Origin of the sequence: Thioalkalivibrio sulfidiphilus (assembly GCF_000377945.1) — a bacterium.
GTDB classification, from domain to species: Bacteria; Pseudomonadota; Gammaproteobacteria; order Ectothiorhodospirales; family Ectothiorhodospiraceae; genus Thioalkalivibrio_A; species Thioalkalivibrio_A sulfidiphilus_A.
On sequence record NZ_KB898930.1, the window covers coordinates 23,078 to 48,659 of the forward strand.

Sequence of the window (25,582 nt, forward strand, 5' to 3'; positions counted from 1 at the left end):
GTCAGGGCTGGCTACGTTTGCTGTTGAGCCAGCTGATGAGGGGCTTCCACTGCTCGCGGTCCAGGGCGGTGGCATAGGGGGCCATCTCGTGGATGCCGATGCCGCGCTCGGCGGCGCGGATGTAGTTCATGGAATCCCTCAGGTGGGTGAGGAAGGGTATCTTGAGGGTGCCTAGGAATGCCTCCAGTTCCCAGTAGATGTTGGTCACCTCGCGCGCCCGGTTGGCCACCAGGGCGAGCTTGACCTTCTTCCCGGAGACCGGCGCGGAGTCCTTCACCTCGTGGATGAATTTCGCCACCGCGCGCATGTCGATGGGCGAGGGCAGCACCGGGATGAGCACGGTCTCCGCACGACGCAGCAGCCCGCTCAGCTCCTTGCCGTGCACCGCCGCCGGGGAATCCATGATCATCACGTCCGCCTTGCGCACGCCCTTGAGCCCGTCATCGGCCGCGGCAATGCCATGGATCCTGGGCCGTCCCGCCCCGCGCGCCTCCAGCCAGGCGAGACTTGAACCCTGGGGGTCGAAATCGGCCAGCACCACGTCCTTGCCGGTACTCGCGTAATAGGCTGCAAGATTGGTCGCCAGCGTGGTCTTGCCTGAACCACCCTTGGCGTTGAGCACCATGATGTGACGCATGCGGATTCCCCTCTTGTTCGATTCGGCTTCAGGCCCGATCCAAGAGTGTGGACGATATAAGCGCAGTGGCAAGTCTCAAGTGGTTAGTGGCAAGGAAAACACGTCTGTCCTTGCCACTTGAGACTTGCCACTGGCCACTTATATCCCCAGCTTTTCCCACATCTCGTCGACGCGCCGCTTGACTGCCTCGTCCATGACGATGGGCGTGCCCCATTCGCGGGTGGTTTCGCCGGGCCACTTGTTGGTGGCGTCGAAGCCGATCTTGGAACCGAGGCCGGAGACGGGGGAGGCAAAGTCCAGGTAGTCGATGGGCGTGTTCTCGATCATCACCGTGTCACGGGCGGGGTCCATGCGCGTGGTCATGGCCCAGATCACGTCCTGCCAGTCCCGGGCGTTCACGTCCGCGTCGGTGACGATCACGAACTTGGTGTACATGAACTGGCGCAGGAAGGACCAGACGCCCATCATCACCCGCTTGGCATGTCCCGGATACTGCTTGCGCATGGTCACCACGGCGAGTCGGTAGGAACAACCCTCGGGCGGCAGGTAGAAGTCCACGATCTCGGGAAACTGTTTCTGCAGGATGGGGATAAACACCTCGTTGAGGGCCACACCCAGGATGGCCGGCTCGTCCGGTGGACGGCCGGTGTAGGTGCTGTGGTAGATGGGATCCCTGCGCGAGGTGATGCGCTCGATGGTGAACACCGGGAACTGGTCCACCTCGTTGTAGTAGCCGGTGTGGTCGCCGAAGGGCCCTTCCGGTGCGGTATCTCCCGGATGGATCACCCCTTCCAGGACGATCTCGGCGGAGGCGGGCACCAGCAGGTCCGAGCCCAGGCACTTGACCAGTTCGGTGCGCGAACCGCGCAGCAGCCCGGCGAAGGCGTGTTCCGAGAGGCTGTCGGGCACCGGGGTCACCGCGCCCAGGATGGTGGCCGGATCGGCGCCCAGGGCCACGGCCACGGGGAAGGGCTCACCGGGATGCTTCTCACACCAGTCGCGAAAATCCAGGGCGCCGCCCCGGTGGGACAGCCAGCGCATGATCACCCGGTTGGGTCCGATCACCTGCTGGCGGTAGATGCCCATGTTCTGGCGTTCCTTGTGGGGCCCCTTGGTGACCACCAGTCCCCAGGTGATCAGCGGTCCGGCATCGCCGGGCCAGCAGGTCTGCACGGGGATGCTCGAGAGATCCACCTGGGTGCCTTCCCTTACCAGATCCTGGCAGGGCGCGCTGCCCACCTTCTTGGGCGCCATGTCCAGCACCTTCTTGAAGATGGGCAGGGTCTTCCAGGCCTCCTTCAGGCCCTTGGGCGGATCCGGTTCCTTGAGGAAGGCCAGCAGCTTGCCCACCTCACGCAGGGCCTCCACGGAATCCTCGCCCATCCCCAGGGCCACACGACGGGGCGTGCCGAACAGGTTGCCCAGCACCGGCATGGTGTGTCCCTTGGGATTCTCGAACAGCAGGGCGGGGCCGCCGGCGCGCAGGGTGCGATCGCAGATCTCGGTCATCTCGAGATGCGGATCCACCTCCACGCCGATGCGTTTGAGTTCACCCAGGGCTTCGAGCTGGGCAATGAAGTCTCTCAGGTCTCGGTATTTCATAGCGCGAACTCCGCCACCACGGGTGCATGATCGGAGGGGCGTTCCCATCGTCTCGGTTCCACATCGATCATGCAGGCGGTGCAGGCCTCGGTGAGCGCCGGGCTTGAGAGGATCAGGTCGATGCGCAGGCCCAGGTTGCGACGGAAGCCCGCCGCACGATAGTCCCACCAGGAGAAGCTCTGCTCCGGTTGCTCGAAGCGGCGAAAGCAGTCGCTCAGGCCCAGATCGAGGATCTTTTTCAGGGCCTCGCGCTCGGGGGTGGAGCAGAGGATCTTCTCGTGCCAGGCCTCGGGGTCGTGCACGTCCCGGTCCTCGGGGGCGATGTTGAAGTCGCCCAGCACCACCAGTTTTTCGTGGCGCTTCATCTCCCCGGCGATGAAACCGGTCACCTTGTCCAGCCAGTCCAGCTTGTAGGCGTATTTCTCCGAACCCACTTCCGAGCCATTGACCACGTAGAGGTTGATCACCCGCACGCCGTCCACGGTGGCGGCGAGGATGCGCCGCTGGGGATCGTCCAGCCCGTCGATGTCCGTGACCGGATCGAGCAGCTCATGCCTGGCCAGGATGGCCACACCGTTGTAGGTCTTCTGACCCGAGTACACGCAGTGATAGCCCGCCTCGCGGATGGCCTCCACGGGGAAGGCATCATCGGTGAGCTTGGTCTCCTGGAGCGCCAGCACATCCGGCTGCTGCGCGGCAATCCAGTCGAGCACCTGGGGCAGGCGCACCTTGAGGGAGTTGACGTTCCAGGTGGCGATTTTCATCTGAAGCTCTAGAGGCAAGAGACAAGATTCAAGAGGCAAGAGACTTCAAAAGCCGCTTTCATGCCGCCGCGCCCCTGGTCTCCTCGATCAGGCCCGAATGCCTCAGCAGGGCATCGATCTGAGGCTCGCGCCCCCGGAATGCCTTGAACAGTTCGATGGCGGGCGCGGAGCCGCCCTTCTCCAGTACGTTCTCCAGGAACGCCCGGCCCACCTCCGGGCTGAACAGGCCTTCCTCCTCGAAGCGGGCGAAGGCGTCCGCGGACAGCACCTCGGCCCACTTGTAGCTGTAATACCCGGCGGCATAACCGCCGGCGAAGATGTGGGAAAAGCTGTGCTGGAAGCGGTTGAAGGCCGGCGGTTTCACCACCGAGACCTCGGCGCGCACCTGGTCCAGGATCTCCTGGATCCGCGCACCGCGCGCAGGGTCGTACTCCCCGTGGATGCGCATGTCGAATAGGGAGAATTCCAGCTGGCGCACCATCTGCATGGCCGCCTGGAAGTGCCGGGTCGCAATCAGCTTGTCGAACAACGCCTGCGGCAGCGGTTCTCCGGTTTCATAGTGTCCGGCGAACAGATCGATGGCTTCCTTCTCCCAGCACCAGTTCTCCATGAATTGGCTGGGCAGTTCCACCGCGTCCCACTCCACGCCGTTGATGCCGGCGATGTCCGGATAGTCCACCCGGGTGAGCATGTGATGCAGGCCGTGGCCGAACTCGTGGAACAGGGTGATCACCTCGTCATGGGTGAACAGCGCCGGCTTGTCGCCCACCGGCGGGGTGGAGTTGCAGGTCATAAAGGCCACGGGGATCTGTACCCGGTCGCCGTCGCGCACCCGGTTCATGCACTCGTCCATCCAGGCCCCGCCGCGCTTCTTGGGACGGGCGTAGAGATCCAGGTAGAACTGTGCCCGCGGTGTGCCGTCGGGATCACGGATCTCGTAGAAGCGCACGTCCGGGTGCCACACGTCCACCCCGTCCACTTCCACGATGCTCACCTGATAGAGACGCTCCACCAGCCGGAACAGGCCGGGCACCACCCGGTTCACGGGGAAGTAGGGCTTGAGGTCCTCCTGGGACAAGGCATAGGCATGCTGGCGTAGCTGCTCGCTGGCATAGGCGATGTCCCAGGCCTGCAGGTCGTCGAGGGCGAGCTTCTCGGCGGCAAAGCGGCGCAGCTCGTCCAGTTCCTGCTCGGCGCGGGGCTTTGCCCGTGCCGCCAGGTCCCTGAGGAAATGCACCACCGCTTCGGGTGATTCGGCCATCTTGGTGGCCAGGGACAGTTCCGCGTAGTTCCTGTAGCCGAGCAACTGGGCCTGTTCATGGCGCAGGGCCATGATCTGTTCCATGAGGGCGCTGTTGTCGTACTTGCCATCATGGGGCCCCTGGTCGGAGGCCCGGGTCACGTAGGCGGTGTAGAGCTCCTTGCGCAGCTCACGGTCCTCGGCATGGGTCATCACCGCGTGGTAGGCGGGGAAGTCCAGGGTGATCAGCCAGCCTTCCTGCTCGGCGTGGCGGGCGGCCTGGGCCAGCATGTCCAGGGCGGAATCGGGTAGTCCGGCAAGGGCCGCTCGGTCCATCACCGGTTTCTTCCAGGCGTGGGTACTGTCCAGGATGTTCTCCTCGAACCGGGACTGCAGGTTGGACAGCTCCTGGGCAATGGCCTTGTAGCGGGTCTTCTTGTCGGCCGGCAGATCCACGCCGCTTAGGTGGAAATCCCGCAGTGCATCACGCACCACCTTGCGCTGGGCCTCGTCCAGGCCCTCGGCGCCTGGACCCTCGTTCAGGGACTTGTAGGCCGCGTAGAGGGCCGTGTTCTGGCCGATCTCGGTGCCGTAATCGGAGAGCTTGGGCAGGCAGGCATTATAGGCGGCACGCAGCTCCTCGCTGTTGACCACCGAGTTCATGTGCCGCACCGGTGACCAGGCCCGGTTGAGCCGATCCTCCAGCAGGGACAGGGGGTGCACCAGGTTCTTCCAGGTAAAGTCACCGTCCCGCTCCAGGAGCCTGGCGATGGCGGCCCGGTTCTCGGCCAGCAGGGTATCGATGGCCGGTTCCACGTGTTCGGGTCGGATTTGGCTGAAGGCCGGCAGGCCTTCCTGCTTGAGCAAGGGGTTTTCCATGGCGGGTCTTGGGATCTCGATCAGACGGATGTGAACGACCGTCCACTTTAACACGCGGCTTTCCAGCGCCGTAATGTCCCTGCTCCCTGGACTGATATGTGCGCAGCGATGGAATAAGACATGGTCGGGATGCATCTTATCTTTTCGGCACCAAAACCAATGCTGTGATTTTCCTCACATATTTCCCAGAAATGTGACGATCAGCGGCTGTTTGCTACCGTCTGGACATGGACACATTGTCAACAGCCAAGACAAATACTTTAAATAGAGACATAAATCACATTAAAAGCGCGAACTGCGCCACACTACCAAAGGGTGATGAACATGATGCGCAAAATCGTTCTTGCAGGCCTGCTGGGCCTGACTGCCAACCTGGCCTACGCCGAAACCACGCTCTCCTGGGCCGGTTGCGGTATTTCCCGCCACGCCTTCATGGAAGAACTGTCGGTCGCCTTCAAGGAACAGACCGGCATCTCCATCGACCTGGTCGGTGGCGGCGCCACCCGCGGCATCCGCGAAACGGTCTCCATGGGCGCCGACATGGGCGGCACCTGCCGTCTGCCCCTGGATGGCAACGATGCCGAGGTGGGCGTAAACCTTGAACCGGTCGCTTGGGATGCCCTGGTAGTGATGACCCACAAAGATGTCCCCGTGGACAACATCACCATTGAACAGCTGCGTGACCTGTTCCTGGGCCGGATCACCAACTGGAGCCAGCTGGGCGGTCCCGATCAACCCATGCTGGTCTATGCGCGTCAGGGCAAGACCTCCGGTGTCGGTTTTGCCAAGCGCCGCCTGATCTATGCAAACCTGGACCAGGAATTCACCGCCACCCAGTTCTTCGCCTCCAGCGGTCCCCTGGAGCGCGCCATCGAGGCGACCCCCTGGTCCATCGGTGTCACCGGCATCAGCTCAGCCCAGCGCCGTGACGTGAAGATCCTCAAGCTCGACGGTCTCGAGCCGAGCTACGACAACATCCGCACCGGCGCCTATACCCTCTACCGCCCGCTCTACGTGGTATCCAACCCCAACAACCCCAAAAACGCCGAGGTGCAGCAGTTCATCCGCTTCGTGGGTACCCGCCAGGGTCGCGATGTGCTCCGCTCCAACGGCTGCGTGCCCTACACCGACGCCCTGGCCCTGATCATGAAGCAGCTGGACCAGGAACGCCGCGCCCGCGACATGGGTCTGTACAACTGATTGTCTGAGCCACACAAGCCCACAAAAAAGCCCGGATCTCCCGGGCTTTTTTGTGCCCGGCAACCGGGCGTTTTCCTGATAATATCTTCAAAATCAGATATCTATGTTGGAAGCAGTGAGGGCGTTGGCCTCGATGAACTCGCGCCGCGGCTCCACCTGGTCGCCCATCAGGGTAGTGAACACCTCGTCGGCGCGCACCGCATCCTCGATCTTCACCTGCAGCAGGCGTCGGGTCTCGGCATTCATGGTGGTCTCCCAGAGCTGTTCCGGGTTCATCTCGCCCAGACCCTTGTACCGTTGCACGTTCAGGCCCCGGCGGGCCTCGCCCAGCAGCCAGTCCATCACCTGCCGGAAGTTGCTCACCGGCTGACGGCGCTCGCCCCGGTGCACGGCGGCACCCTGGTCCAGGAGACCGTCCAGGCGCTCGGCCAGGTCCCTGATGGCCCGGTATTCCGGGGAGGTGAAGAAATCCCGTCCAAAGCGCTCCACCTGCTCGGCGCCATGGATCAGGCGGGTGACGCGCACCTCGGTGCCACCTTCGCCATCGGGTGCCGCATCCACGGTGTAGCGGGCGGCGCCGGCGGCATCGCTGCGCAGACCCTCCACCAGCCCATCGAACCAGGCACGGATCGCCTGGGCATCCTCGATCTTGGCGGGATCCATGGGGGTGGAGAAGATCATGCGTTCCAGCAGATCCCGGTCATGACGGCGGGACAGGCGCTCCACGGCCCCCATGACACCGATGTAACGGCGCGCCAGGTCCTCCAGGGCCTCGCCGCTCACCGGCGGGGCCTCGGGATGGATCATGAGCCGGGCATCCTCCAGGGCCATCTGCAGCAGCAGGTTGTTCAGCTCCAGCTCGTCCTTGACGTACTGCTCCTGCTTGCCCTTCTTCACCTTGTAGAGGGGCGGCTGTGCGATGTAGACATGACCGCGCTCGATCAGCACCGGCATCTGGCGGTAGAAGAAGGTCAGCAGCAGGGTACGGATGTGGGAGCCGTCCACGTCCGCGTCGGTCATGATGATGATGCGGTGGTAACGCAGCTTGTCCGGATTGAATTCGTCCTTGCCAATGCCACAGCCCAGGGCCGTGATCAGGGTGCCCACCTCGGCGGAGGAGAGCATCTTGTCGAAACGGGCCTTCTCCACGTTCAGGATCTTGCCCTTCAGGGGCAGGATCGCCTGGGTGCGACGGTCGCGACCCTGCTTGGCGGAACCTCCGGCGGAATCACCCTCCACCAGGAACAGTTCGGACAGGGCGGGATCCTTTTCCTGACAGTCCGCCAGCTTGCCGGGCAGGCCCGCCACGTCCAGGGCACCCTTGCGCCGGGTCATTTCCCGGGCACGGCGGGCGGCGTCGCGGGCACGCGCGGCATCGATGATCTTGGCGGTGATGACCTTGGCATCACCCGGGTTCTCCAGCAGGAAGCTCTGCAGGTGGTCGAAGAGCACCCCTTCCACCACGGCCTTCACCTCGGAGGACACCAGTTTGTCCTTGGTCTGGGACGAGAACTTGGGGTCGGGCACCTTCACCGACAGGACCGCGGTCAGACCTTCCCGGGCATCATCGCCGGTGGTGGCCACCTTGTGCTTCTTCAGAATCCCCTCGGCCTCCATATACTGGTTGAGGCAACGGGTCAGGGCTGCGCGGAAGCCCGCCATGTGTGTACCGCCATCACGCTGGGGGATGTTGTTGGTGAAGCAGAAGATGTTCTCCTGGTAGGAATCGTTCCATTGCAGGGCCACTTCCACGGTGATGCCGTCCCGTTCCGCCTCGCAATAGATCACGTTCTGGTGCAGGGGGGTCTTGTTGCGGTTCAGATGCTCCACGAAGGCACGGATACCACCCTGGTACTCGAACACATCTTCCTTGCCACTGCGCTCGTCGCTCAACTCGATGCGCACACCCGAGTTCAGGAAGGAAAGCTCCCGCAGGCGCTTGGACAGGATGTCATAGTGGAATTCGGTGTCTGAGAAGATCTCGGTGCTGGGCCGGAAATGCACCCGGGTGCCGGTCAGTTCCGTGTCACCCACTTCGGTAAGCGGGGCGTCGGGGACACCCAGGCGATAGACCTGGCGATGCACACGGTTGTTGCGGAAGATGGTCAATTCCAGCCATTCGGACAGGGCGTTGACCACGGAAACGCCCACACCATGGAGACCACCGGAGACCTTGTAGGAATTGTCGTCGAACTTGCCGCCTGCGTGGAGTACGGTCATGATGACTTCCGCGGCGGACCGACCTTCTTCCGGGTGGATATCCACCGGGATACCTCGGCCATCATCCTGCACACTCACGGAGCCGTCGGAATGGATGATCACCTGGATCTTGCTGCAGTAGCCGGCCAGGGCCTCGTCGATGGCGTTGTCCACCACCTCGAACACCATGTGGTGCAGACCGGTGCCGTCATCCGTGTCACCGATGTACATGCCCGGGCGCTTGCGGACGGCGTCCAGCCCCTTGAGCACCTTGATGTTGGAAGAATCGTAAGTCTTGGCCTGCTGCGGATCAGTCATACCTTATCCTCTGGTCATACAGTCGCCCATTATACCACCGACCGCTCTTCAATCCCCGACCCGAAGGGTTCCATGTTCCACGTGAAACATCTGCCAGGAATCCCAGCCTGACAGGGGAACCTGATCCGACTCGATGGCCGTGACGAAGACCTGCGCGCCCAGACCCTGCAGGCACTCCATCAACCAGCCCCGGTGTCTTGCATCCAGTTCCGCCGGCAGGTCATCCACCAGGACTACCGGTGGTAGTCCCTGTGTGTCCCTCAGCCAGAGGGATTGGGCCATCTTGAGCAGCAGCACCACGGATTTCTGCTGCCCGCGGGACGCCACCTGTGCCACAGGCCGTCCATCGAGGCGGCACTGTAGTTCTGCACGATGGGGGCCGACCTGGGTGAATCCTGCCGAACGGTCCCGTTGAACGGACTGCGCTAAGGCCTCCGCTAGCGAGATATCGGGACTCCAGCCCCTGCGGTACTCAAGGACGAGACCTGAAGTCTCGGGCAGCGCCTGCTTGAGCGAATCCAGGTAGGGCAGGAGTACCTTGAGGTGCCTGGCACGCGCCAGATCCAGTGCACAGCCCGCCTCGCCCAGGGCCGTGTCCCAGGCCGACAGCAAGCTGGCTGAGGACCGGTCCCGGAGCGCGGCATTTCGCTGGCTCAGCAGGTGACGGTAACGTCGCCAGTGATCGTGGTAGGCCGGATCAGTATGGAAGCAGCCCCAATCCAGGAAGGCACGGCGGTAACCGGGCCCGCCGCTGACCAGCAGATGGCTTTCCGGGTGCATGACCTGGAGCGGGAGCAGGCGGGCCAGGTCCGCGAGACTGCGCACGTTCTCGCCACGGATGCGCGCGGTCGTGGAGTCCCTGGTTTTGCGGATGCCCACCGGCCAGGGTTCGCCGCCGCCAGTAGATTGGATGCGGGCGACCACTTCGACGGCATCGCCATCGGGCGCGAGAAGGGGAGACAACTGCCGGGTACGGAATGAATGGCCGGTGGAGAGGAGATGGATGGCTTCCAGCAGGCTGGTCTTGCCGGCACCGTTCAGACCATGGACGAGGTTTAGCCCGGGCACGGGATCCATGCGCACGTGACGCAGGATCCGCAGGCCTCGGACTTCCAGCCGGCTGAGGGTCATGGGTATCCGGGCAGGTGGCCCGGATCAGCGATCAAAGGCGCATGGGCATGACCACGTAGAGCGCATCCGTGGCGCCCGGGTCACGCATCAGCACGCTGGAGTTGGCATCCTTGAAGGTGGCCTCGATCACATCACCTTCGACGGTGTTGAGCACATCCAGCAAATAGGTCACGTTGAAGCCGATCTCCATGGCAGTGCCGGAGTACTGGGCCTCGATCTCGTCCTCGGCCTCTTCCTGCTCCGGGTTGTGCGCCTGGATGCGCAGCAGTCCGTCACCGAGTACCAGCCGGATGCCCCGGTATTTCTCGTTGGAGAGGATCGAGGCGCGGGCCAGGGCCTTGCGCAGGGCTTCCCGCTCGACCTTCATGACCTGGTCGCCATCCTTGGGGATCACCCGGTCGTAGTCGGGGAAGCGGCCATCAATCAGCTTCGAGGTGAAGCGCAGCCGGGGCAGGGTGGCCCGGATGTGATTGGCACCGATCTGCAGGCGCACCGGATCATCACTGTCCTCCAGCAGACGTAGCAGTTCCTGCACGCCCTTACGCGGGATGATCACCTGCTGGGAGGAGGCGGTGTCCACCGTGGTATTCAGCTCACACAGGGCCAGGCGATGACCGTCGGTGGCCACGGTACGGATCACGTTCTGACCCACCTCCAGCATCAGGCCGTTCAGGTAGTAGCGCACATCCTGGTTGGCCATGGCAAAGCTGGTGCGCAGGATCAGGTGGCGCAGTTCCCGCTCCGTGAGGGTGAGCTCCTTGCTGCTGGAGATCTCGTCCAGGGCAGGGAAGTCACCTGCGGGCAGGGAACTCAGGGTGAAACGTGCCCGACCGGAAGTAATCACCACCCGGTCGCCCTCTGCCTGGACATCCAGGCTTGCCTCGTCCGGCAGTGCCCGGCAGATGTCCAGCAGTTTCCTCGCGGGGACCGTGGCCTCGCCGGGCGTGGCATTGACCTCGCTGGCCTCGGCGACCAGCTCCACTTCCAGGTCAGTACCTGTCACGCTCAAACTTCCCGAGTCAGCCTTGATCAGCACATTGGCAAGAATGGGCATGGTCTGACGGCGCTCCACCGCACCGATGACCTGCTGAAGGGGTTTGAGCAGGTCTTCTCGCTGGATGCTGAATCTCATGGCTGGGTCCCGAATAGTTATTAAGTGTTTATAGGATGATGATAGTAATAAGCACGGCTGATTGACAGGTATAAGTCGTTTTATTCTTTTGGTATCAATGCCTTGCTGATGTTCCGGCTGTGGGCCGAGGGTGATTATCCTGCTCAACAGCCTGTGCATGAATTGTGGATAACTCTCGACGAGCGCGCTGTCCCCGGTTTCCACACAGCTTGTCCACAGCTTTGTTCGCGATCGTTTATCTTGCTACGAGACTCAGCTGCTCAGGGTACGCAGCAGGTTCACATAGTCCTCGTTGATGCGCGGGTCGGCCTCGCGCAGCTCCACCACCTTGCGGCAGGCGTGCAGTACGGTGGTGTGGTCCCGGCCGCCGAAGGCATCACCGATCTCCGGCAGGCTGTGGTTCGTCAGCTCCTTGGCGAGCGCCATGGCGAGCTGGCGCGGCCGGGTGATGGAACGGCTGCGCCGCGTGGAGTGCAGGTCCGAGACCCGGATCTTGTAGTACTCCGCCACGGTCTTCTGGATGTTGTCGATGGTGATCAGCTTGTCCTGCAGCGCCAGCAGGTCCCGCAGGGCCTCCTTGGCGAAGTCCAGGGTGATGGGCCGTCCGGTGAAATGGGCATTGGCGACTACGCGGCGCAGGGCGCCCTCCAGTTCACGAATGTTGGAGCGGATGCGCTTGGCCATGAAGAAGGCCACCTCGCTGGGCAGCTCCGTGTTGGCCTGCTCCGCCTTGCGCTGCAGGATCGCCACCCGGGTCTCCAGTTCCGGCGGCTCGATGGCCACCGTGAGACCCCAGCCGAAACGGGACTTGAGCCGCTCCTCCAGACCGTCCACCTCCTTGGGGTAACGGTCGCAGGTCAGGATCACCTGCTGCTGGCTCTCCAGCAGTGCATTGAAGGTGTGGAAGAACTCCTCCTGGGAACGCTCCTTGCCGGCGAAGAACTGGATGTCGTCGATCAGCAGCGCGTCCACGGAACGGTAGTAGCCCTTGAACTCGTCGATGGCGTTGTGCTGCAGGGCCTTGATCATGTCGGCCACGAAGCGCTCGGAATGCAGGTACACCACCTTGGCACCGGGCCGGTGGGCCAGGATGGCGTTGCCGATGGCATGCATCAGGTGGGTCTTGCCCAGGCCGACGCCGCCGTACAGGAACAGCGGGTTGTAAGCCAGCCCCACGTTCGCGGCCACCTGCAGGCTCGCGGCACGGGCCAGCTGGTTGGACTTGCCCTCGACGAAGTTGTCGAAGGTGAAATTGGGATTCAGGTTGTTGGTGAACTGCGCGGAGCTGGCGGCGGGCCGGTGCGAGACCGGCTGCACGTTCACCGCGGCGGTCACTGGCGCCGGGGCCGGACGGGGTTCCGGTTCCATGGCCGGGGCCGGCGGGCGGCCGGAACCGACCTCCAGCATCACCCGCCGCTGGGTGCCCAGGTCCGTGACCATGGCGTCGATGCGCTGGAAGAAATGGTCCCGCACCCAGTCCATGACGAAGCGGTTGGGGGCCAGCAGACGCAGGGCGTGGTCGTCCTCCACCGCCTGGAGGGGCCGGATCCAGGTGTTGAGCTGCTGTTCGGAGAGCTCGCTCTCGAGCCTCGCCACGCACTGTTGCCAAAGTGGACTGACGGCCAAGATCTGGGGTCTCCGGGGAGGATTCGTGGACTTCGGGTGAGGGCAAGAGTCTACCCCCGACCCGAAGACTTATCCACACCCCTGAAAAGTCCTGAAAGCCGCGTCAGCATTGACACGGGGCCCCCGACTGGTTACTTTAGCCGGCTTTGGCCTGGCGGGGGTGTCCTGCCGGCGCCGCAGACACGGTCGAACGTCATGAAAAGAACATTCCAGCCCAGTACTCTCAAGCGCAAGCGCACCCATGGTTTCCGTGCCCGCATGGCTACCCGCGGCGGCCGCAAGGTCCTGGCCGCCCGTCGTGCCAAGGGTCGCGTCCGGCTCTGCCCCTGACGCCTGATCGCTGCAAAAGTCTGAAAGCTCCATCCTGATCGCGACCGTGGACCAGGGCTTTCCCCGGTCCGTCCGGTTGACACGACCTGAGCAGTACAAGCAGGTCTTCGGCGACGCGCGCAAGCTCAGCGACGCAGGTTTCACCCTGCTGGTGCGGGACAACGGTGGAGACAGCGCCCGCCTCGGGCTGGCCATCTCCAAGAAGTGCGCCCGGCGCGCCGTGGACCGGCAACGCATCAAGCGCCTGGTGCGGGAAACATTCAGGCAGCACAGACAACACCTGGCCCCGGTGGACGTGGTGGTCATGTGCCGGCCGACGGTCACCGGCTGGGACAACGCCCGGATCCGCGCCTCCCTGGAGCGATTCTGGGCAAGGTTGAGCACCCCATGCGCAAACCCCTAATCCTGCTGATACAGGCCTACCGTCTCCTGCTGAGCCCCTTCCTGGGTCAGCACTGCCGATTCACGCCCAGCTGTTCCTGCTACGCCATCGAGGCCATCGAGCGCCACGGTGCCCTGCGCGGCACCTGGCTGACCGTCACGCGCCTGGGACGTTGCCATCCCTGGTGCGAAGGCGGGTATGATCCCGTACCCGATACCGACACCTCCCCTTCAAAGACCCACACAAAGAACTAGGCCGGCCATGGATAACCTTCGCCCCGTACTCTACCTGTCGATGCTGTTGGTGCTGTTCCTGATCTGGCAGGCCTGGAACCGCGATTACGGCCCCCAGCCGGTGGCCGCCCCCGGTGCCCAGGAACAGGTGATGGAGCGCGATGGTGTTCCGGCACCGCCGGCGGACGTGCCCGATGCACCGGTCTCCGAGGCCATGGACGCGCCCATTGAAGTGGCGCCCGCGGAACCGGACCGCCGCCGCATCCGGGTGGTGACCGACGTGCTGGATATCGAGATCGACACCCGCGGCGGTGACCTGGTGCGGGCCGACCTGCCCACCTATCCGGTGAGCCTGCGCACTCCCGACCAGCCGATTCGCCTGCTGGATGAACGCATTCGCCAGTACGTGGCCCAGTCCGGTCTGATCCACGACCGGGTGCCCGGGATCTCCGGTGAGGGCCGCGCGCCCAGCCACCACGCCATATTCCAGGCCGAACGTGATGAGTACCGCCTGGCCGATGGCCAGAACGAGCTGCGCGTGCCCCTGACCTGGACCAGCGAGGATGGTGTGCAGGTGACCAAGACCTACACCTTCCGTCGCGGCGACTTCCTCATCCATGTGGACCACGCGGTGCGTAACAACAGCGACCAGCCCTGGGTGGGTCGCCAGTACCGGCAGATCCGCCACGGCAGTACCCCGAGCCGTGAATCCTGGTTCCTGTACACCTTCACCGGCGTGGCCTATCACGACGGCCGCTACGAGAAGCTGTCCCTGGAGGACATGGCCGGCAGGTCCCTGGACAAGGATGTGCAGGGTGGCTGGATCTCCATCATCCAGCACTACTTCCTGACCGCCTGGGTGCCCTTCGAGCACGAGATCAACCAGTTCTACACCCGGGTGCTGGGCACACCGGCGCGCCCCGAGCATATCATCGGCATGCGCTCCGAACCCCAGACGGCGGCCCCCGGCGAGGAGACGGTGTTCACCAGCCGATTCTGGGTGGGTCCCAAGGAGCAGGCGGCACTGAAGGCCATCCAGCCGGGGCTGGAACTGACCGTGGACTACGGCATGCTGTCCTTCCTGGCGAAGCCGCTGTTCTGGGTGCTGGACTGGATCCACAACGTGGTGGGCAACTGGGGCTGGGCCATCATCATCCTGACCATCCTCATCAAGCTGGTGTTCTACAAGCTCTCCGAGACCAGCTACCGCTCCATGGCGAAGATGCGCGCCGTGCAGCCCAAGATGATGCAGCTCAAGGACCGTTACGGCGACGACAAGCAGCGCATGAACCAGGCGCTCATGGAGCTGTACAAGAAGGAGAAGATCAACCCACTGGGCGGCTGCCTGCCGATTCTGGTGCAGATCCCGGTGTTCATCGCCCTGTACTGGGTGCTGCTGGAAAGCGTGGAGCTGCGCCAGGCGCCGTGGATCCTGTGGATCCAGGATCTCTCCGTGCGTGACCCCTACTTCATCCTGCCCATCCTCATGGGCCTGACCATGATCGCCCAGTACAAGCTCAACCCGGCGCCTATGGACCCGATCCAGCAGAAACTGATGATGGCCCTGCCGTTCGTGTTCACCGTGTTCTTCGCCTTCTTCCCGGCGGGCCTGGTGCTGTACTGGTTCGTGAACAACCTGCTGTCCATCGCCCAGCAGTGGTACATCACGCGCAACATCGAGAAGGCCGGCAAGAAGGGCTGATGGGCCTGGTTCCCCGTAGGTCGGCCTTCAGGCCGACAGCGATGTGCGCCTGGCCCCGCAAGTCGGCCTGAAGGCCGACCCACGGTATCCGGATCTTCCATGGCCGATTCCCCCGAGGACACCATCGCCGCCATCGCCACGCCCCCGGGCTTCGGCGGGGTGGGGGTGGTGCGGGTCTCCGGTCCGAGGGTCACCGCCGTCGCCAAGGCCCTCCTGGGCCGAGTCCCCGCCCCCCGTCATGCCACCTACGCACCTTTCCTGGGCGAACAGGGCGAGACTCTGGACGACGGCATCGCGCTGTTCTTCCCCGGCCCCCGTTCCTACACCGGAGAGGACACCCTGGAACTCCAGGGCCATGGCGGCCCGGTGGTGCTCGACCTGCTGCTCACCCGCTGCCTGTCCCTGGGCTGCCGCGCGGCCCGGCCCGGGGAATTCACCGAACGGGCGTTTCTGAACGGTCGCCTGGACCTGGCCCAGGCGGAAGCGGTCGCCGATCTCATCGAGGCCGGCTCCGCCCAGGCGGCGCGCTCGGCAAGACGCGCCCTGGAAGGTGCGCTCTCCCACGAGGTGAATGACCTGCTGGATGCCCTGACCGGCCTGCGGGTCTCGGTGGAGGCGGCCCTGGATTTTCCCGACGAGGACGTGGACATCCTGCGCGAGGCGCAGGTGCAGGCGCGTCTTGAAGATCTGTCCGGGAGAATCGATCGGCTCATCCGGGGCGCCGCCCAGGGCGCGCTGCTGCGCGAGGGCCTGCGCCTGGTGATCGCCGGGCGGCCCAACGCCGGCAAGTCCAGCCTGCTCAACCGCCTGGTGCGCCGCGAGGCGGCCATCGTCACCCACATCCCCGGCACCACCCGGGACGTGTTGCGCGAGACCGTGAGCCTGGACGGCCTGCCCCTGCACCTGGTGGACACCGCAGGCCTGCGCGACTCCGACGACCCGGTGGAACAGGAAGGCATCCGCCGCGCCTGGGCCGAGATCGAGGCCGCCGACGCGGTGCTGCTGGTGGTGGACGACGCCTTGGGGGAGGGCGAGGAGGAGGCCGCCATCCGCGCGCGCCTGCCCGCCCATCTACCGGTGATCTGCGTGCACAACAAGATCGACCTCACCGCCCGGGCGCCGGGCGAGCAGGGTGGCATCCTCTACCTCAGCGCCCAGGACGGGCAGGGGGTGGACAGCCTGCGCGAGCATCTCAAGGCACGGGCAGGATTCTCCGGCGGCGAAGGCCTGTTCCTGGCCCGGCGCCGGCACCTGGATGCCCTGAGCCGCACCGTCGGTCACGTGGCCACCGCCCGGGATGCCCTGGCCGCCGGTGCCGGACCGGAGCTAGTGGCCGAGGACCTGCGCCTGGCCCAGGAGACCCTGGGCGAGATCACCGGACGCTTCTCCTCCGACGACCTGCTGGGTCGGATCTTCTCCACCTTCTGCATCGGCAAATAGCCGGTCCTTGGTGCAGACGGCCCCCCGGGCGTAAAATTCCAAGACTTTTCCTGCGAATAAGGTCCGGATGTATGGGATTCGAAGCAAGCTATGACGTGATCGTGGTCGGCGGCGGCCACGCCGGGACCGAGGCGGCGCTCGCCTCGGCGCGCACGGGCGCGCGCACCCTGCTGCTCACCCACAACATCGAGACCATCGGCCAGATGAGCTGCAACCCGGCCATCGGCGGCATCGGCAAGGGACACCTGGTCAAGGAGATCGATGCCCTGGGCGGACTCATGGCCCGGGCGGCGGACCGGGGCGGCATCCATTTCCGCACCCTCAACAGCCGCAAGGGGCCGGCGGTGCGCGCCACCCGCGCCCAGGCGGACCGGGTGCGCTACAAGGCCGCGGTTCGATCCGTGGTGGAGAACACGCCGCACCTGTTCCTGTTCCAGCAGGCGGTGGATGACCTGATCGTGGAAGGCGAACGGGTCGCGGGCGTCATCACCCAGACCGGTCTGCGCTTTCGCGCCCCGGCCGTGGTGCTCACCGTGGGCACCTTCCTGGGCGGACGCATCCATGTGGGCGAGGCCCAGCATGCCGGGGGACGGGCCGGCGATCCGCCGTCCATCGCCCTGGCTGCGCGCCTGCGGGAACTGGCCCCCCGGGTGGGCCGGCTCAAGACCGGCACCCCGCCGCGCATCGACGGGCGCAGCATCGATTATGCACAGCTCACCGAACAGCCCGGCGACGATCCACGCCCGGTGTTCTCTTTCGTCGGCTCCCGGGACGAACACCCGCCCCAGGTGAGCTGCTGGATCGCGCGCACCACCGACCGCACCCACGGCATCATCCGCGGCGCCCTGCATCGTTCGCCCATGTACAGCGGCGCCATCGAGGGGGTGGGGCCGCGCTACTGCCCGTCCATCGAGGACAAGGTGGTGCGCTTTGCCGACAAGGACAGCCACCAGGTGTTCATCGAGCCCGAGGGCCTGGACACCCACGAGGTCTACCCCAACGGCATCTCCACCAGCCTGCCCTTCGACGTGCAGTTCGAGCTGGTGCGCTCCATCCCCGGCTTCGAGCAGGCGCACATCACGCGCCCCGGCTATGCCATCGAGTACGACTACTTCGATCCCCGGGACTTAAAGCCCAGTCTCGAGACCCGATGCCTCGCCGGCCTCTTCTTCGCCGGCCAGATCAACGGCACCACCGGTTACGAGGAGGCAGCCGCCCAGGGTCTGGTGGCGGGGCTCAACGCGGCGCGCAGCGTGCGCGAGCTGGCCCCCTGGTGCCCGCGCCGGGACGAGGCCTACATCGGCGTGCTCATCGACGACCTGATCACCCGGGGCACCGCCGAGCCCTACCGCATGTTCACCAGCCGCGCCGAGTACCGGCTCATGCTGCGCGAGGACAACGCGGACCTGCGCCTTACCCCCCTGGGCCGGGACCTGGGCCTGGTGGACGACGCGCGCTGGGCCGCCTTCTGCACCAAGCGCGAGGCGGTGGAGCGGGAGACGCAGCGGCTCGCCGCCACCCGCCTGGATCCGGAGCGCGTGGACCGGGAGGCCGCCGAGCGGGTCATCGGCGGACCTCTCAGCCGCGAGCAGAACCTGCTGGATCTGCTGCGCCGGCCGGAAGTGGACTATGCCGCGCTCATGGGCCTGGCAGGGGCAGGTCCCGGGGTGGAGGACCCCCTGGTGGCGGAGCAGGTGGAGATCGGCGCCAAGTACGCCGGCTACATCCAGCGCCAGCAGGACGAGGTGGCCCGCCAGCAGCGCCACGAGCATCTGGCCCTGCCGGAGGGCCTGGACTATGCCGCCATCACCGGCCTGTCCATGGAGGTGCGCCAGAAGCTCGCCGCCCACCGGCCCCACACCCTGGGCCAGGCGGCGCGCATCCCCGGCGTGACCCCGGCGGCCGTATCCCTGCTGCTGGTGCACATCAAGCGCCAGGGGGCCAACGGGCCGCAGTCACCCCGGCCCGATGACGGCCGCGCCCGGGCGTGACCGCACTCGACGAGACCGCCCGCGCGGACCTGGTGCGCGGAATGGAGGCACTGGGCCTGCCAGCGAACCTGGGCCAGCTGCTGGGTGCCTACCTGGAACTGCTGTTGCGCTGGAACAAGGCCTACAACCTCACGGCGGTGACCGAGCCCCGCCGGATGGTCACCCACCATCTCCTCGACAGTCTGGCAGTCCTGCCCTGGATACACGGTTCGCGCATCGCGGATATCGGCAGCGGGGCTGGCCTTCCGGGCATCCCGCTGGCCATCGCCCGGCCGGATCTGACGGTGGTGCTGGTGGACACCGTGGGCAAGAAGGTGCGTTTCCAGAAACAGGCCATCCTGGAACTGGGTCTGGCGAATGCGAGCGCGGTGCACGCCCGGGTGGAAAACTATCGCCCGGATGAGCCCTTTGATACAGTCATCAGCCGTGCCTTTGCGGCCACGGCGGATTTCGTGGCCCTGGCCGGACACCTGGTGAGCGCCGGGGGAAGGATGCTCGCCATGAAGGGCCGCGATCCGGGCGACGAACTGAAGGCGCTGCCCGAACCCTGGGTGGTGGTGGACGTCCACCAGATCCGGGTGCCGGGTCTGACAGCCGAACGACACCTGGTGGAACTGCGCCGAAACTGACCCGCAGGTCGGGCTTCAGCCCGACAGCAGTGGTTTTGACAGGCAGCATATCGGGCTGAAGCCCGACCTACGGATGCCGTGCAGGTGTCCGAATGAAGATCACGATGAGGGTACACCCATGGCCAAGATCCTGACCATCGCCAACCAGAAGGGCGGGGTGGGCAAGACCACCACCAGCGTCAACCTGGCGGCTTCACTCGCGGCCACCAAGCGCCGGGTGCTGATGATCGATCTGGATCCCCAGGGCAATGCCACCATGGGCAGCGCCGTGGACAAGCACGACCTGGAATTCACCAGCGGTGACGTACTCATGGGCCGCACGCCGATACGCGAGGCCATCCAGTACGTGGAGGCGGTGGGCTACAGCATCCTGCCGGCCAATGCCGACCTCACCGAGGCGGAGGTGAGCCTGATGCAGGCGGAGCGCCGCGAGTTCCGGCTCAAGGAGGCCCTCGCGCCGGTGGTCGCCGAGTTCGACTACATCATCATCGACTGCCCGCCGTCCCTGAACATGCTCACGGTCAACGCCCTGGTGGCGGCCACCGGCGTGCTGATCCCCATGCAGTGCGAGTACTACGCCCTGGAAGGCCTCTCGGCCCTGACCCGCACCATCGAGAGCATCCGCCAGTCCGTGAATCCGGACCTGCAGGTGGAAGGCGTGCTGCGCACCATGTACGACCCGCGCAACAACCTGGCCACCGATGTCTCCGCGCAGCTCGAGCAGCACTTCGGCGAGCGGGTCTACCGCACCATCATCCCGCGCAACGTGCGTCTGGCCGAGGCGCCCAGCTACGGGCTGCCGATCCTCCTGTATGATAAGCCGTCCCGCGGCGCCATGGCCTACCTGGCCCTGGCCGGCGAGATCCTGCGACGGGAGCGCGGCACCACGCCGGCCCCCGCCGCCAGCGCCTGAGCATCACGCATCGCCACCCGCGCGAATTTCTCCGAAAAACCGAGACTGAAGAGCCATGGCTAGAAGGAAGACCGGACTGGGCCGCGGACTGGACGTGCTGCTGAGCAGCGCCGGCGCCGCCCAGCGTGAGCAGGAGGATTCCAACCTGCGCCAGATCCCGGTGGATCAGATCCGCCGCGGCAAGTACCAGCCCCGCATCCACATCAAGCAAGAGGCCCTCGAGGATCTGGCCGCCTCCATCCGCGCCCAGGGCGTGGTGCAGCCGGTGGTGGTGCGGCCCATGGGCCAGGGCTACGAGCTGATCGCCGGCGAACGGCGCTGGCGCGCCGCCCAGCTGGCGGGCCTGCACGAGGTCCCGGCGGTGGTGCGCGACATCCCCGACCAGGCCGCCGCCGCCATGGCCCTGATCGAGAACATCCAGCGGGAGAACCTCAACCCCATCGAGGAGGCCCGCGCCCTGCACCGGCTCATCCAGGAATTCGAGATGACCCACCAGCAGGCGGCGGAATCCGTGGGCCGCTCCCGCACCGGCGTGACCAACCTGCTGCGCCTGCTGGAGCTGGGCGAGGTGGCCAGCCGACTGCTGGACGAGGGCCAGATGGAGATGGGGCATGCCCGCGCCCTGCTGGTACTGCCCGCCGAGCTGCAGGACGAGACCGCCCGCAAGGTGGTGGCCAAGGGCCTGTCGGTGCGCGAGACCGAGCGCCTGGTGCAGAACCTCCTGAAACAGGATCGTCACAAGACCGAGGTAAAGTCCCCGGCGGGCAACCCGGACGTGCGCCGCCTGGAGGAATCCCTGTCCGAGCGCCTGGGCGCGCCCGTGAACATCCAGTACAACAACAAGGGCAAGGGCAAGCTGGTGATCCAGTACAACTCTCTGGATGAACTGGACGGCATCCTGGAGCACATCCGCTAGACCGCATTTGACCGCATGATCAGCGTTCTCTTATAATCCGGCGCCTTCAGACCGCCAGCGGTATTTCGCGAATGGACACGCGATTAGTGCCCTGGCGACGCTCCCGGGGGGGGGTCATAACCGGGGGGGAACAGCGAATTTGCCCGAAGACATAGAGAACGCCCGTGGCCTTGATCAACAGCACGACCCGGCGACTTCTCGTCATTCAGGCCTGCGTGGCGGCAGCCGGCTTCCTGGCGTTCAGCTGGTTGTCAGGTCCCTACGCAGCATGGTCAGCGCTGGCCGGGGGAGGCATTGGCTTCATCACGACCGCCTTTTTCGCCCTGCGGGTCTTTGCCGGAGGCGCCAAGCGCCCGGCGAAGGTCATAGTAAGAACATTTTATGTCGGCGAATCCCAGAAGATCCTGCTGACGGTGGCTTTGTTCGTGGTGGCAATCCTGTGGCTGGAGGTCAGCTTCCTGCCTATGTTCGTCACGTACATGGTTAGCCTGATGGCATTCTGGATCGTCCTGTTACCGGCACTCTCCGGCACGCAAGACTAGAGGCTCGAGCACACATGGCAGCGGAATACGCGAACGCTTCGGAATACATCAAGCACCACCTGGGCCACCTGACCCTGGGTGACAAGGAGACGTTCTGGGCCATTCACGTGGACACCATGTTCTTCTCCATCCTGCTCGGCGCCGTGTTCCTGTTCATCTTCATCCGCGCCGCCCGGCGCATGACCACCGGCGTACCCGGAGGCCTGCAGAATTTCGTCGAGATCCTGGTGGAGTTCGTCGACCAGCAGGTCAAAGACTCCTTCCACGGCCGCAGCAAGGTGATTGCCCCCCTGGCCCTGACCCTGTTCGTGTGGATCTTCCTCATGAACATCGTCAAGCTGCTGCCATACGATCTTCTGCCCTACCTGGCTCACATGGCTGGTCTTGAATACCTGCGCATCAACCCGACCTCGGACGTGAACGCGACGCTCGGCATGTCCATCGCCGTGTTCTTCCTGATCATCTTCTACAGCTTCTACATCAAGGGCGTGACCGGATTCTCCAAGGAGATCTTCCTCAAGCCCTTCGGCATCTGGTTCCTGCCCTTCAACTTCGTGCTGAAGGTGGTGGAAGAGATCGCCAAGCCCGTGTCTCTCGCACTGCGACTGTTCGGCAACATGTACGCCGGCGGCCTGATCTTCACCCTGATCGCGCTGCTGCCCTGGTGGATCCAGTGGACGCTCGGCCTGTCCTGGTCCCTGTTCAAGCTGCTGATCATCACCCTGCAGGCGTTCATCTTCATGGTGCTGACCATCGTCTACCTGAGCATGGCCCACGAAGATCATTGATTTGGCGCCAGCCCTGGTTCGCCGGGGCAGGCATTTTTGCAAACTGTTTTAACAACCTTGTCTCGATACACTGGAGGAAGTTATGGAACTCGCTCTCGCTAACGTTCAGGGCATGACCGCGATCGCTGTGGGTCTGATCCTCGGCATGGGTGCCCTGGGTACCGCTATCGGCTTCGGTCTGCTGGGTGGCCGCTTCCTGGAAGGCGCTGCCCGTCAGCCCGAAATGGTGCCGATGCTGCAGGTGAAGATGTTCATCGTCGCCGGTCTGCTCGACGCCGTGACCATGATCGGTGTGGGTCTGGCCCTGTTCTTCACCTTCGCCAACCCCTTCCTGGGCGTCATCACCGGCTAACGGAACTGACAGAACTCCAGTCATTCATCCGTTATGAACCGTCATACCAGGGGGTAGCAACGTGAACATCAATCTCACGCTGCTCGGCCAGATGATCACCTTCGGTTTGCTGGTGTGGGTCACGATGAAGTTCGTGTGGCCCCCCATCATCCAGGCGATGCAGGAACGTCAGAAGAAGATCGCTGACGGCCTTGCCGCCGCCGAGCGTGGCAAGCACGAACAGCAGCTCGCCGAGGAAAAAGCCAAGCAGGTCCTGCAGGAAGCCAAGCAGCAGGCCGCGGAGATCATCGCCCAGGCGCAGAAACGCGCCAACGAGATCGTCGAGGCCTCGAAGGATACCGCCCGCATCGAAGGCGAGCGTATCAAGGCAACCGCGCAGTCCGAGATCGAGCAGGAAGTCCACCGCGCGCGCGAAGAACTGCGCAAGCAGGTGGGTGCCATCGCAGTCGTCGGGGCCGAGCGTATCCTGAAGAAGGAAATCGATCCCAAGGCCCACGACCAGGTGATTCAGGACCTGGTGGCACAGATCTAGGTGATTCCATATGTCTGAACTCACCACGCTTGCTCGGCCTTACGCCAAGGCGGTCTTCGAAGTGGCGCAGGGCGCCGGTGACCTGGCCCGCTGGTCCGACCAGCTGGGCTTCATGGCCGCCGTCGTCCGCGACCCCACCATGAAGGCCTTCCTGGACAGCCCGAAGCTCACCCGCGAAGCCGCAGCCGATACCATCATCGGTGTCTGCGAAGGCCGCATCGACGACCAGGGTAAGAACTTCGTTCGCCTGCTGGCCGAGAACGGCCGCCTGACCCTGCTCCCCGAGATCGCCGCCATCTATGAAGTGATGCGCGCCGAAGCGGAAGGCAAGGTGGAGGCGCTGGTCGTCTCCGCGCAGCCCGTCAGCGATGCGCAGAAGTCCGCCATTGCCCAGTCCCTCGCCAAGCGCCTCGGGCGCGAGGTGGAGCTGGTCTGCGAGGTGGACGAGAGTCTCATCGGCGGTGCCGTGATCCGAGCGGGCGACCTGGTCATCGATGGTTCAGTGCGCGGGCGTCTGGAACGCATGGCCGCCAACCTGAGCCGCTAAGAGGATTTATCCAATGCAACTCAATCCGACCGAAATCAGTGAACTGATCAAGAAGCGCATCGCCAGTTACGATGCGGCGGCTCAGGCGCGCACCGAGGGTACCGTGGTGAGCCTCTCCGACGGCATCGTGCGTCTGCACGGCCTGGCCGACGTGATGCAGGGTGAGATGATCGAATTCCCCGGCAACACCTACGGCCTGGCGCTCAACCTGGAGCGCGACTCCGTGGGCGCGGTGGTGCTGGGTGACTACAAGCACATCAAGGAAGGAGACACGGCGCGCTGCACCGGCCGCATCCTGGAAGTGCCCGTGGGCGAGGCCCTGCTGGGTCGCGTGGTGAACTCCCTGGGCATGGCGGTGGACGGCAAGGGTGCCATCGACACCAGCCTGACTTCCCCCATCGAGAAGATCGCCCCCGGCGTGATCGAGCGTCAGTCGGTGGACCAGCCGGTGCAGACCGGTCTGAAGGCCATCGACGCCATGGTGCCGATCGGCCGCGGCCAGCGTGAGCTGATCATCGGCGACCGCCAGACCGGCAAGACCGCCGTGGCCGTGGACGCCATCATCAACCAGAAGGGCACCGGTGTGAAATGCATCTACGTGGCGGTGGGCCAAAAGGCCTCCTCCATCGCCAACGTGGTGACCAAGCTGGAACAACACGGCGCGCTGGAGCACACCATCATCGTGGCGGCCACCGCCTCCGAATCCGCGGCCATGCAGTTCATCGCCCCCTACGCCGGTTGTGCCATGGGCGAGTACTTCCGTGACCGCGGCCAGGACGCCCTGATCATCTATGACGACCTCACCAAGCAGGCCTGGGCCTATCGCCAGGTGTCCCTGCTGCTGCGTCGTCCCCCGGGCCGTGAAGCCTATCCCGGTGACGTGTTCTACCTGCACTCCCGTCTGCTGGAGCGCGCCTCCCGCGTGAACGCCGAGTACGTCGAGAAGTTCACCAACGGTGAAGTGAAGGGCAAGACCGGTTCTCTGACCGCCCTGCCGATCATCGAGACCCAGGCTGGCGACGTGTCCGCGTTCGTGCCCACCAACGTGATCTCCATCACCGACGGTCAGATCTTCCTGGAAACTGACCTGTTCAACGCGGGTATCCGTCCGGCCATCAACGCCGGTCTGTCCGTGTCCCGAGTGGGTGGCGCGGCCCAGACCAAGATCATCAAGAAGCTCGGCGGCGGCGTGCGTCTGGCCCTGGCCCAGTACCGCGAGCTGGCGGCCTTCTCCCAGTTCGCCTCCGACCTGGATGAACTGACCCGCAAGCAGCTGGAGCGCGGCAAGCGCGTCACCGAGCTGATGAAGCAGGGCCAGTTCTCGCCCATGTCCGTGGCCGAGATGGCGTTCTCCCTGTTCGCCGCCAACGAAGGCTACCTGGACGACGTGGATGCCAAGAAGGTGGTGGACTTCGAAAAGGCCATGCTCGATTTCCTGCGCTCCAGCAAGACGGATCTGCTGGCCAAGATCAACGAGAAGGGTGACTACAACGACGAAATCCAGGCCGGTATGAAGGCCGCTCTGGACGAGTTCAAAGCCAAGCACAGCTGGTAAGC

The 25,582-nt window shown here is 64.7% G+C and carries 24 protein-coding genes; 16 read left to right on the forward strand and 8 right to left on the reverse strand.

Features of this window, described 5'->3' with window-relative positions; translation table 11 throughout:
- Nucleotide 1: 1 nt before the first annotated feature.
- The 4 genes from D580_RS0105475 to prlC all read right to left on the reverse strand — a co-directional run bounded on the left by D580_RS0105475 (nt 2) and on the right by prlC (nt 5,122).
- On the reverse strand, nt 2–637 hold the full coding sequence (locus D580_RS0105475) for a ParA family protein (protein ID WP_018953424.1): 636 nt from the start codon (nt 635–637) through the stop codon (nt 2–4).
- Nucleotides 638–775: 138 nt separating this feature from the next.
- Nucleotides 776–2,239, reverse strand: coding sequence for a 4-hydroxy-3-polyprenylbenzoate decarboxylase (gene ubiD, locus D580_RS0105480; protein WP_018953425.1), 1,464 nt, complete (start codon nt 2,237–2,239; stop codon nt 776–778).
- Entirely contained in the window at nt 2,236–3,003 is a 768-nt protein-coding gene (gene xth, locus D580_RS0105485; RefSeq protein WP_018953426.1) for an exodeoxyribonuclease III, read from the reverse strand. The genes ubiD and xth overlap by 4 nt, the downstream gene beginning before the upstream one ends.
- A gap of 58 nt (nt 3,004–3,061) precedes the next feature.
- The gene (gene prlC / locus D580_RS0105490) at nt 3,062–5,122 is read right to left on the reverse strand and encodes an oligopeptidase A (protein WP_026289735.1); all 2,061 of its coding nucleotides are present in this window, start codon (nt 5,120–5,122) and stop codon (nt 3,062–3,064) included.
- 324 nt (nt 5,123–5,446) lie between these two features.
- On the opposite strand from prlC, the gene D580_RS0105495 reads away from it, so the two are divergent.
- Nucleotides 5,447–6,322, forward strand: coding sequence for a substrate-binding domain-containing protein (locus tag D580_RS0105495; RefSeq protein ID WP_026289736.1), 876 nt, complete (start codon nt 5,447–5,449; stop codon nt 6,320–6,322).
- Nucleotides 6,323–6,415: 93 nt separating this feature from the next.
- Here D580_RS0105495 and gyrB read toward each other — a convergent pair whose 3' ends face one another.
- From gyrB to dnaA, 4 genes are all read right to left on the reverse strand, one after another.
- Nucleotides 6,416–8,839 (reverse strand): DNA topoisomerase (ATP-hydrolyzing) subunit B, encoded by a 2,424-nt coding sequence (gene gyrB / locus D580_RS0105500; RefSeq protein ID WP_018953429.1) that lies wholly within the window; start codon nt 8,837–8,839, stop codon nt 6,416–6,418.
- A 48-nt stretch (nt 8,840–8,887) separates the two neighbouring features.
- Entirely contained in the window at nt 8,888–9,970 is a 1,083-nt protein-coding gene (gene recF / locus D580_RS0105505) for a DNA replication/repair protein RecF (protein ID WP_018953430.1), read from the reverse strand.
- 31 nt (nt 9,971–10,001) lie between these two features.
- Complete coding sequence (dnaN, locus tag D580_RS0105510; RefSeq protein WP_018953431.1) at nt 10,002–11,102, reverse strand: DNA polymerase III subunit beta; 1,101 nt, start codon at nt 11,100–11,102, stop codon at nt 10,002–10,004.
- A 252-nt stretch (nt 11,103–11,354) separates the two neighbouring features.
- Entirely contained in the window at nt 11,355–12,728 is a 1,374-nt protein-coding gene (dnaA, locus tag D580_RS0105515) for a chromosomal replication initiator protein DnaA (RefSeq protein WP_026289737.1), read from the reverse strand.
- A 195-nt stretch (nt 12,729–12,923) separates the two neighbouring features.
- Here dnaA and rpmH point away from each other — a divergent pair, with 195 nt between their 5' ends.
- The 15 genes from rpmH (at nt 12,924) to atpA (ending at nt 25,580) form a co-directional block, all read left to right on the forward strand.
- Nucleotides 12,924–13,058 (forward strand): 50S ribosomal protein L34, encoded by a 135-nt coding sequence (gene rpmH / locus D580_RS16085; protein WP_012639850.1) that lies wholly within the window; start codon nt 12,924–12,926, stop codon nt 13,056–13,058.
- 46 nt (nt 13,059–13,104) lie between these two features.
- Entirely contained in the window at nt 13,105–13,461 is a 357-nt protein-coding gene (gene rnpA / locus D580_RS0105520; RefSeq protein WP_026289738.1) for a ribonuclease P protein component, read from the forward strand.
- Complete coding sequence (gene yidD / locus D580_RS0105525; protein WP_018953434.1) at nt 13,446–13,694, forward strand: membrane protein insertion efficiency factor YidD; 249 nt, start codon at nt 13,446–13,448, stop codon at nt 13,692–13,694. Before rnpA ends, yidD begins: the two co-directional genes overlap by 16 nt.
- A gap of 7 nt (nt 13,695–13,701) precedes the next feature.
- Nucleotides 13,702–15,375 (forward strand): membrane protein insertase YidC, encoded by a 1,674-nt coding sequence (gene yidC, locus D580_RS0105530; RefSeq protein ID WP_026289739.1) that lies wholly within the window; start codon nt 13,702–13,704, stop codon nt 15,373–15,375.
- 99 nt (nt 15,376–15,474) lie between these two features.
- A complete protein-coding gene (mnmE, locus tag D580_RS0105535) occupies nt 15,475–16,815 on the forward strand; it encodes a tRNA uridine-5-carboxymethylaminomethyl(34) synthesis GTPase MnmE (protein WP_018953436.1) in 1,341 nt (446 codons plus the stop codon).
- 71 nt (nt 16,816–16,886) lie between these two features.
- Nucleotides 16,887–18,806, forward strand: a complete 1,920-nt coding sequence (mnmG, locus tag D580_RS0105540) for a tRNA uridine-5-carboxymethylaminomethyl(34) synthesis enzyme MnmG (RefSeq protein ID WP_018953437.1) — start codon at nt 16,887–16,889, stop codon at nt 18,804–18,806.
- Between the two features lie 41 nt (nt 18,807–18,847).
- Complete coding sequence (rsmG, locus tag D580_RS0105545; protein WP_231363502.1) at nt 18,848–19,435, forward strand: 16S rRNA (guanine(527)-N(7))-methyltransferase RsmG; 588 nt, start codon at nt 18,848–18,850, stop codon at nt 19,433–19,435.
- 118 nt (nt 19,436–19,553) lie between these two features.
- On the forward strand, nt 19,554–20,348 hold the full coding sequence (locus D580_RS0105550) for a ParA family protein (protein WP_018953439.1): 795 nt from the start codon (nt 19,554–19,556) through the stop codon (nt 20,346–20,348).
- 55 nt (nt 20,349–20,403) lie between these two features.
- Nucleotides 20,404–21,264: a ParB/RepB/Spo0J family partition protein gene (locus D580_RS0105555; RefSeq protein WP_012639842.1), complete on the forward strand. Its 861-nt coding sequence runs from the start codon at nt 20,404–20,406 to the stop codon at nt 21,262–21,264.
- Nucleotides 21,265–21,428: 164 nt separating this feature from the next.
- Nucleotides 21,429–21,806, forward strand: coding sequence for an ATP synthase subunit I (locus D580_RS0105560; protein WP_018953441.1), 378 nt, complete (start codon nt 21,429–21,431; stop codon nt 21,804–21,806).
- 14 nt (nt 21,807–21,820) lie between these two features.
- Entirely contained in the window at nt 21,821–22,594 is a 774-nt protein-coding gene (atpB, locus tag D580_RS0105565; RefSeq protein WP_018953442.1) for a F0F1 ATP synthase subunit A, read from the forward strand.
- An 82-nt stretch (nt 22,595–22,676) separates the two neighbouring features.
- Nucleotides 22,677–22,946: a F0F1 ATP synthase subunit C gene (gene atpE / locus D580_RS0105570; protein WP_012639839.1), complete on the forward strand. Its 270-nt coding sequence runs from the start codon at nt 22,677–22,679 to the stop codon at nt 22,944–22,946.
- Between the two features lie 61 nt (nt 22,947–23,007).
- A complete protein-coding gene (locus D580_RS0105575; protein WP_018953443.1) occupies nt 23,008–23,478 on the forward strand; it encodes a F0F1 ATP synthase subunit B in 471 nt (156 codons plus the stop codon).
- A 10-nt stretch (nt 23,479–23,488) separates the two neighbouring features.
- A complete protein-coding gene (locus D580_RS0105580; protein ID WP_018953444.1) occupies nt 23,489–24,025 on the forward strand; it encodes a F0F1 ATP synthase subunit delta in 537 nt (178 codons plus the stop codon).
- 13 nt (nt 24,026–24,038) lie between these two features.
- Nucleotides 24,039–25,580 (forward strand): F0F1 ATP synthase subunit alpha, encoded by a 1,542-nt coding sequence (gene atpA / locus D580_RS0105585; RefSeq protein WP_018953445.1) that lies wholly within the window; start codon nt 24,039–24,041, stop codon nt 25,578–25,580.
- Nucleotides 25,581–25,582 lie beyond the last annotated feature (2 nt).

Bases quoted from the DNA above. Each gene is read 5' to 3' on its own strand.
- D580_RS0105495 (WP_026289736.1), top strand. From the start codon at position 5,447: ATGATGCGCAAAATCGTTCTTGCAGGCCTGCTGGGCCTGACTGCCAAC.
- D580_RS0105555 (WP_012639842.1), top strand. From the start codon at position 20,404: ATGGCTAGAAGGAAGACCGGACTGGGCCGCGGACTGGACGTGCTGCTG.
- atpE (WP_012639839.1), top strand. From the start codon at position 22,677: ATGGAACTCGCTCTCGCTAACGTTCAGGGCATGACCGCGATCGCTGTG.
- mnmG (WP_018953437.1), top strand. From the start codon at position 16,887: ATGGGATTCGAAGCAAGCTATGACGTGATCGTGGTCGGCGGCGGCCAC.
- recF (WP_018953430.1), bottom strand. From the start codon at position 9,970: ATGACCCTCAGCCGGCTGGAAGTCCGAGGCCTGCGGATCCTGCGTCAC.
- rsmG (WP_231363502.1), top strand. From the start codon at position 18,848: ATGGAGGCACTGGGCCTGCCAGCGAACCTGGGCCAGCTGCTGGGTGCC.
- dnaN (WP_018953431.1), bottom strand. From the start codon at position 11,102: ATGAGATTCAGCATCCAGCGAGAAGACCTGCTCAAACCCCTTCAGCAG.
- rpmH (WP_012639850.1), top strand. From the start codon at position 12,924: ATGAAAAGAACATTCCAGCCCAGTACTCTCAAGCGCAAGCGCACCCAT.
- mnmE (WP_018953436.1), top strand. From the start codon at position 15,475: ATGGCCGATTCCCCCGAGGACACCATCGCCGCCATCGCCACGCCCCCG.
- atpA (WP_018953445.1), top strand. From the start codon at position 24,039: ATGCAACTCAATCCGACCGAAATCAGTGAACTGATCAAGAAGCGCATC.
- prlC (WP_026289735.1), bottom strand. From the start codon at position 5,122: ATGGAAAACCCCTTGCTCAAGCAGGAAGGCCTGCCGGCCTTCAGCCAA.
- yidC (WP_026289739.1), top strand. From the start codon at position 13,702: ATGGATAACCTTCGCCCCGTACTCTACCTGTCGATGCTGTTGGTGCTG.
- gyrB (WP_018953429.1), bottom strand. From the start codon at position 8,839: ATGACTGATCCGCAGCAGGCCAAGACTTACGATTCTTCCAACATCAAG.
- D580_RS0105580 (WP_018953444.1), top strand. From the start codon at position 23,489: ATGTCTGAACTCACCACGCTTGCTCGGCCTTACGCCAAGGCGGTCTTC.
- xth (WP_018953426.1), bottom strand. From the start codon at position 3,003: ATGAAAATCGCCACCTGGAACGTCAACTCCCTCAAGGTGCGCCTGCCC.
- D580_RS0105475 (WP_018953424.1), bottom strand. From the start codon at position 637: ATGCGTCACATCATGGTGCTCAACGCCAAGGGTGGTTCAGGCAAGACC.
- yidD (WP_018953434.1), top strand. From the start codon at position 13,446: ATGCGCAAACCCCTAATCCTGCTGATACAGGCCTACCGTCTCCTGCTG.
- atpB (WP_018953442.1), top strand. From the start codon at position 21,821: ATGGCAGCGGAATACGCGAACGCTTCGGAATACATCAAGCACCACCTG.
- D580_RS0105550 (WP_018953439.1), top strand. From the start codon at position 19,554: ATGGCCAAGATCCTGACCATCGCCAACCAGAAGGGCGGGGTGGGCAAG.
- ubiD (WP_018953425.1), bottom strand. From the start codon at position 2,239: ATGAAATACCGAGACCTGAGAGACTTCATTGCCCAGCTCGAAGCCCTG.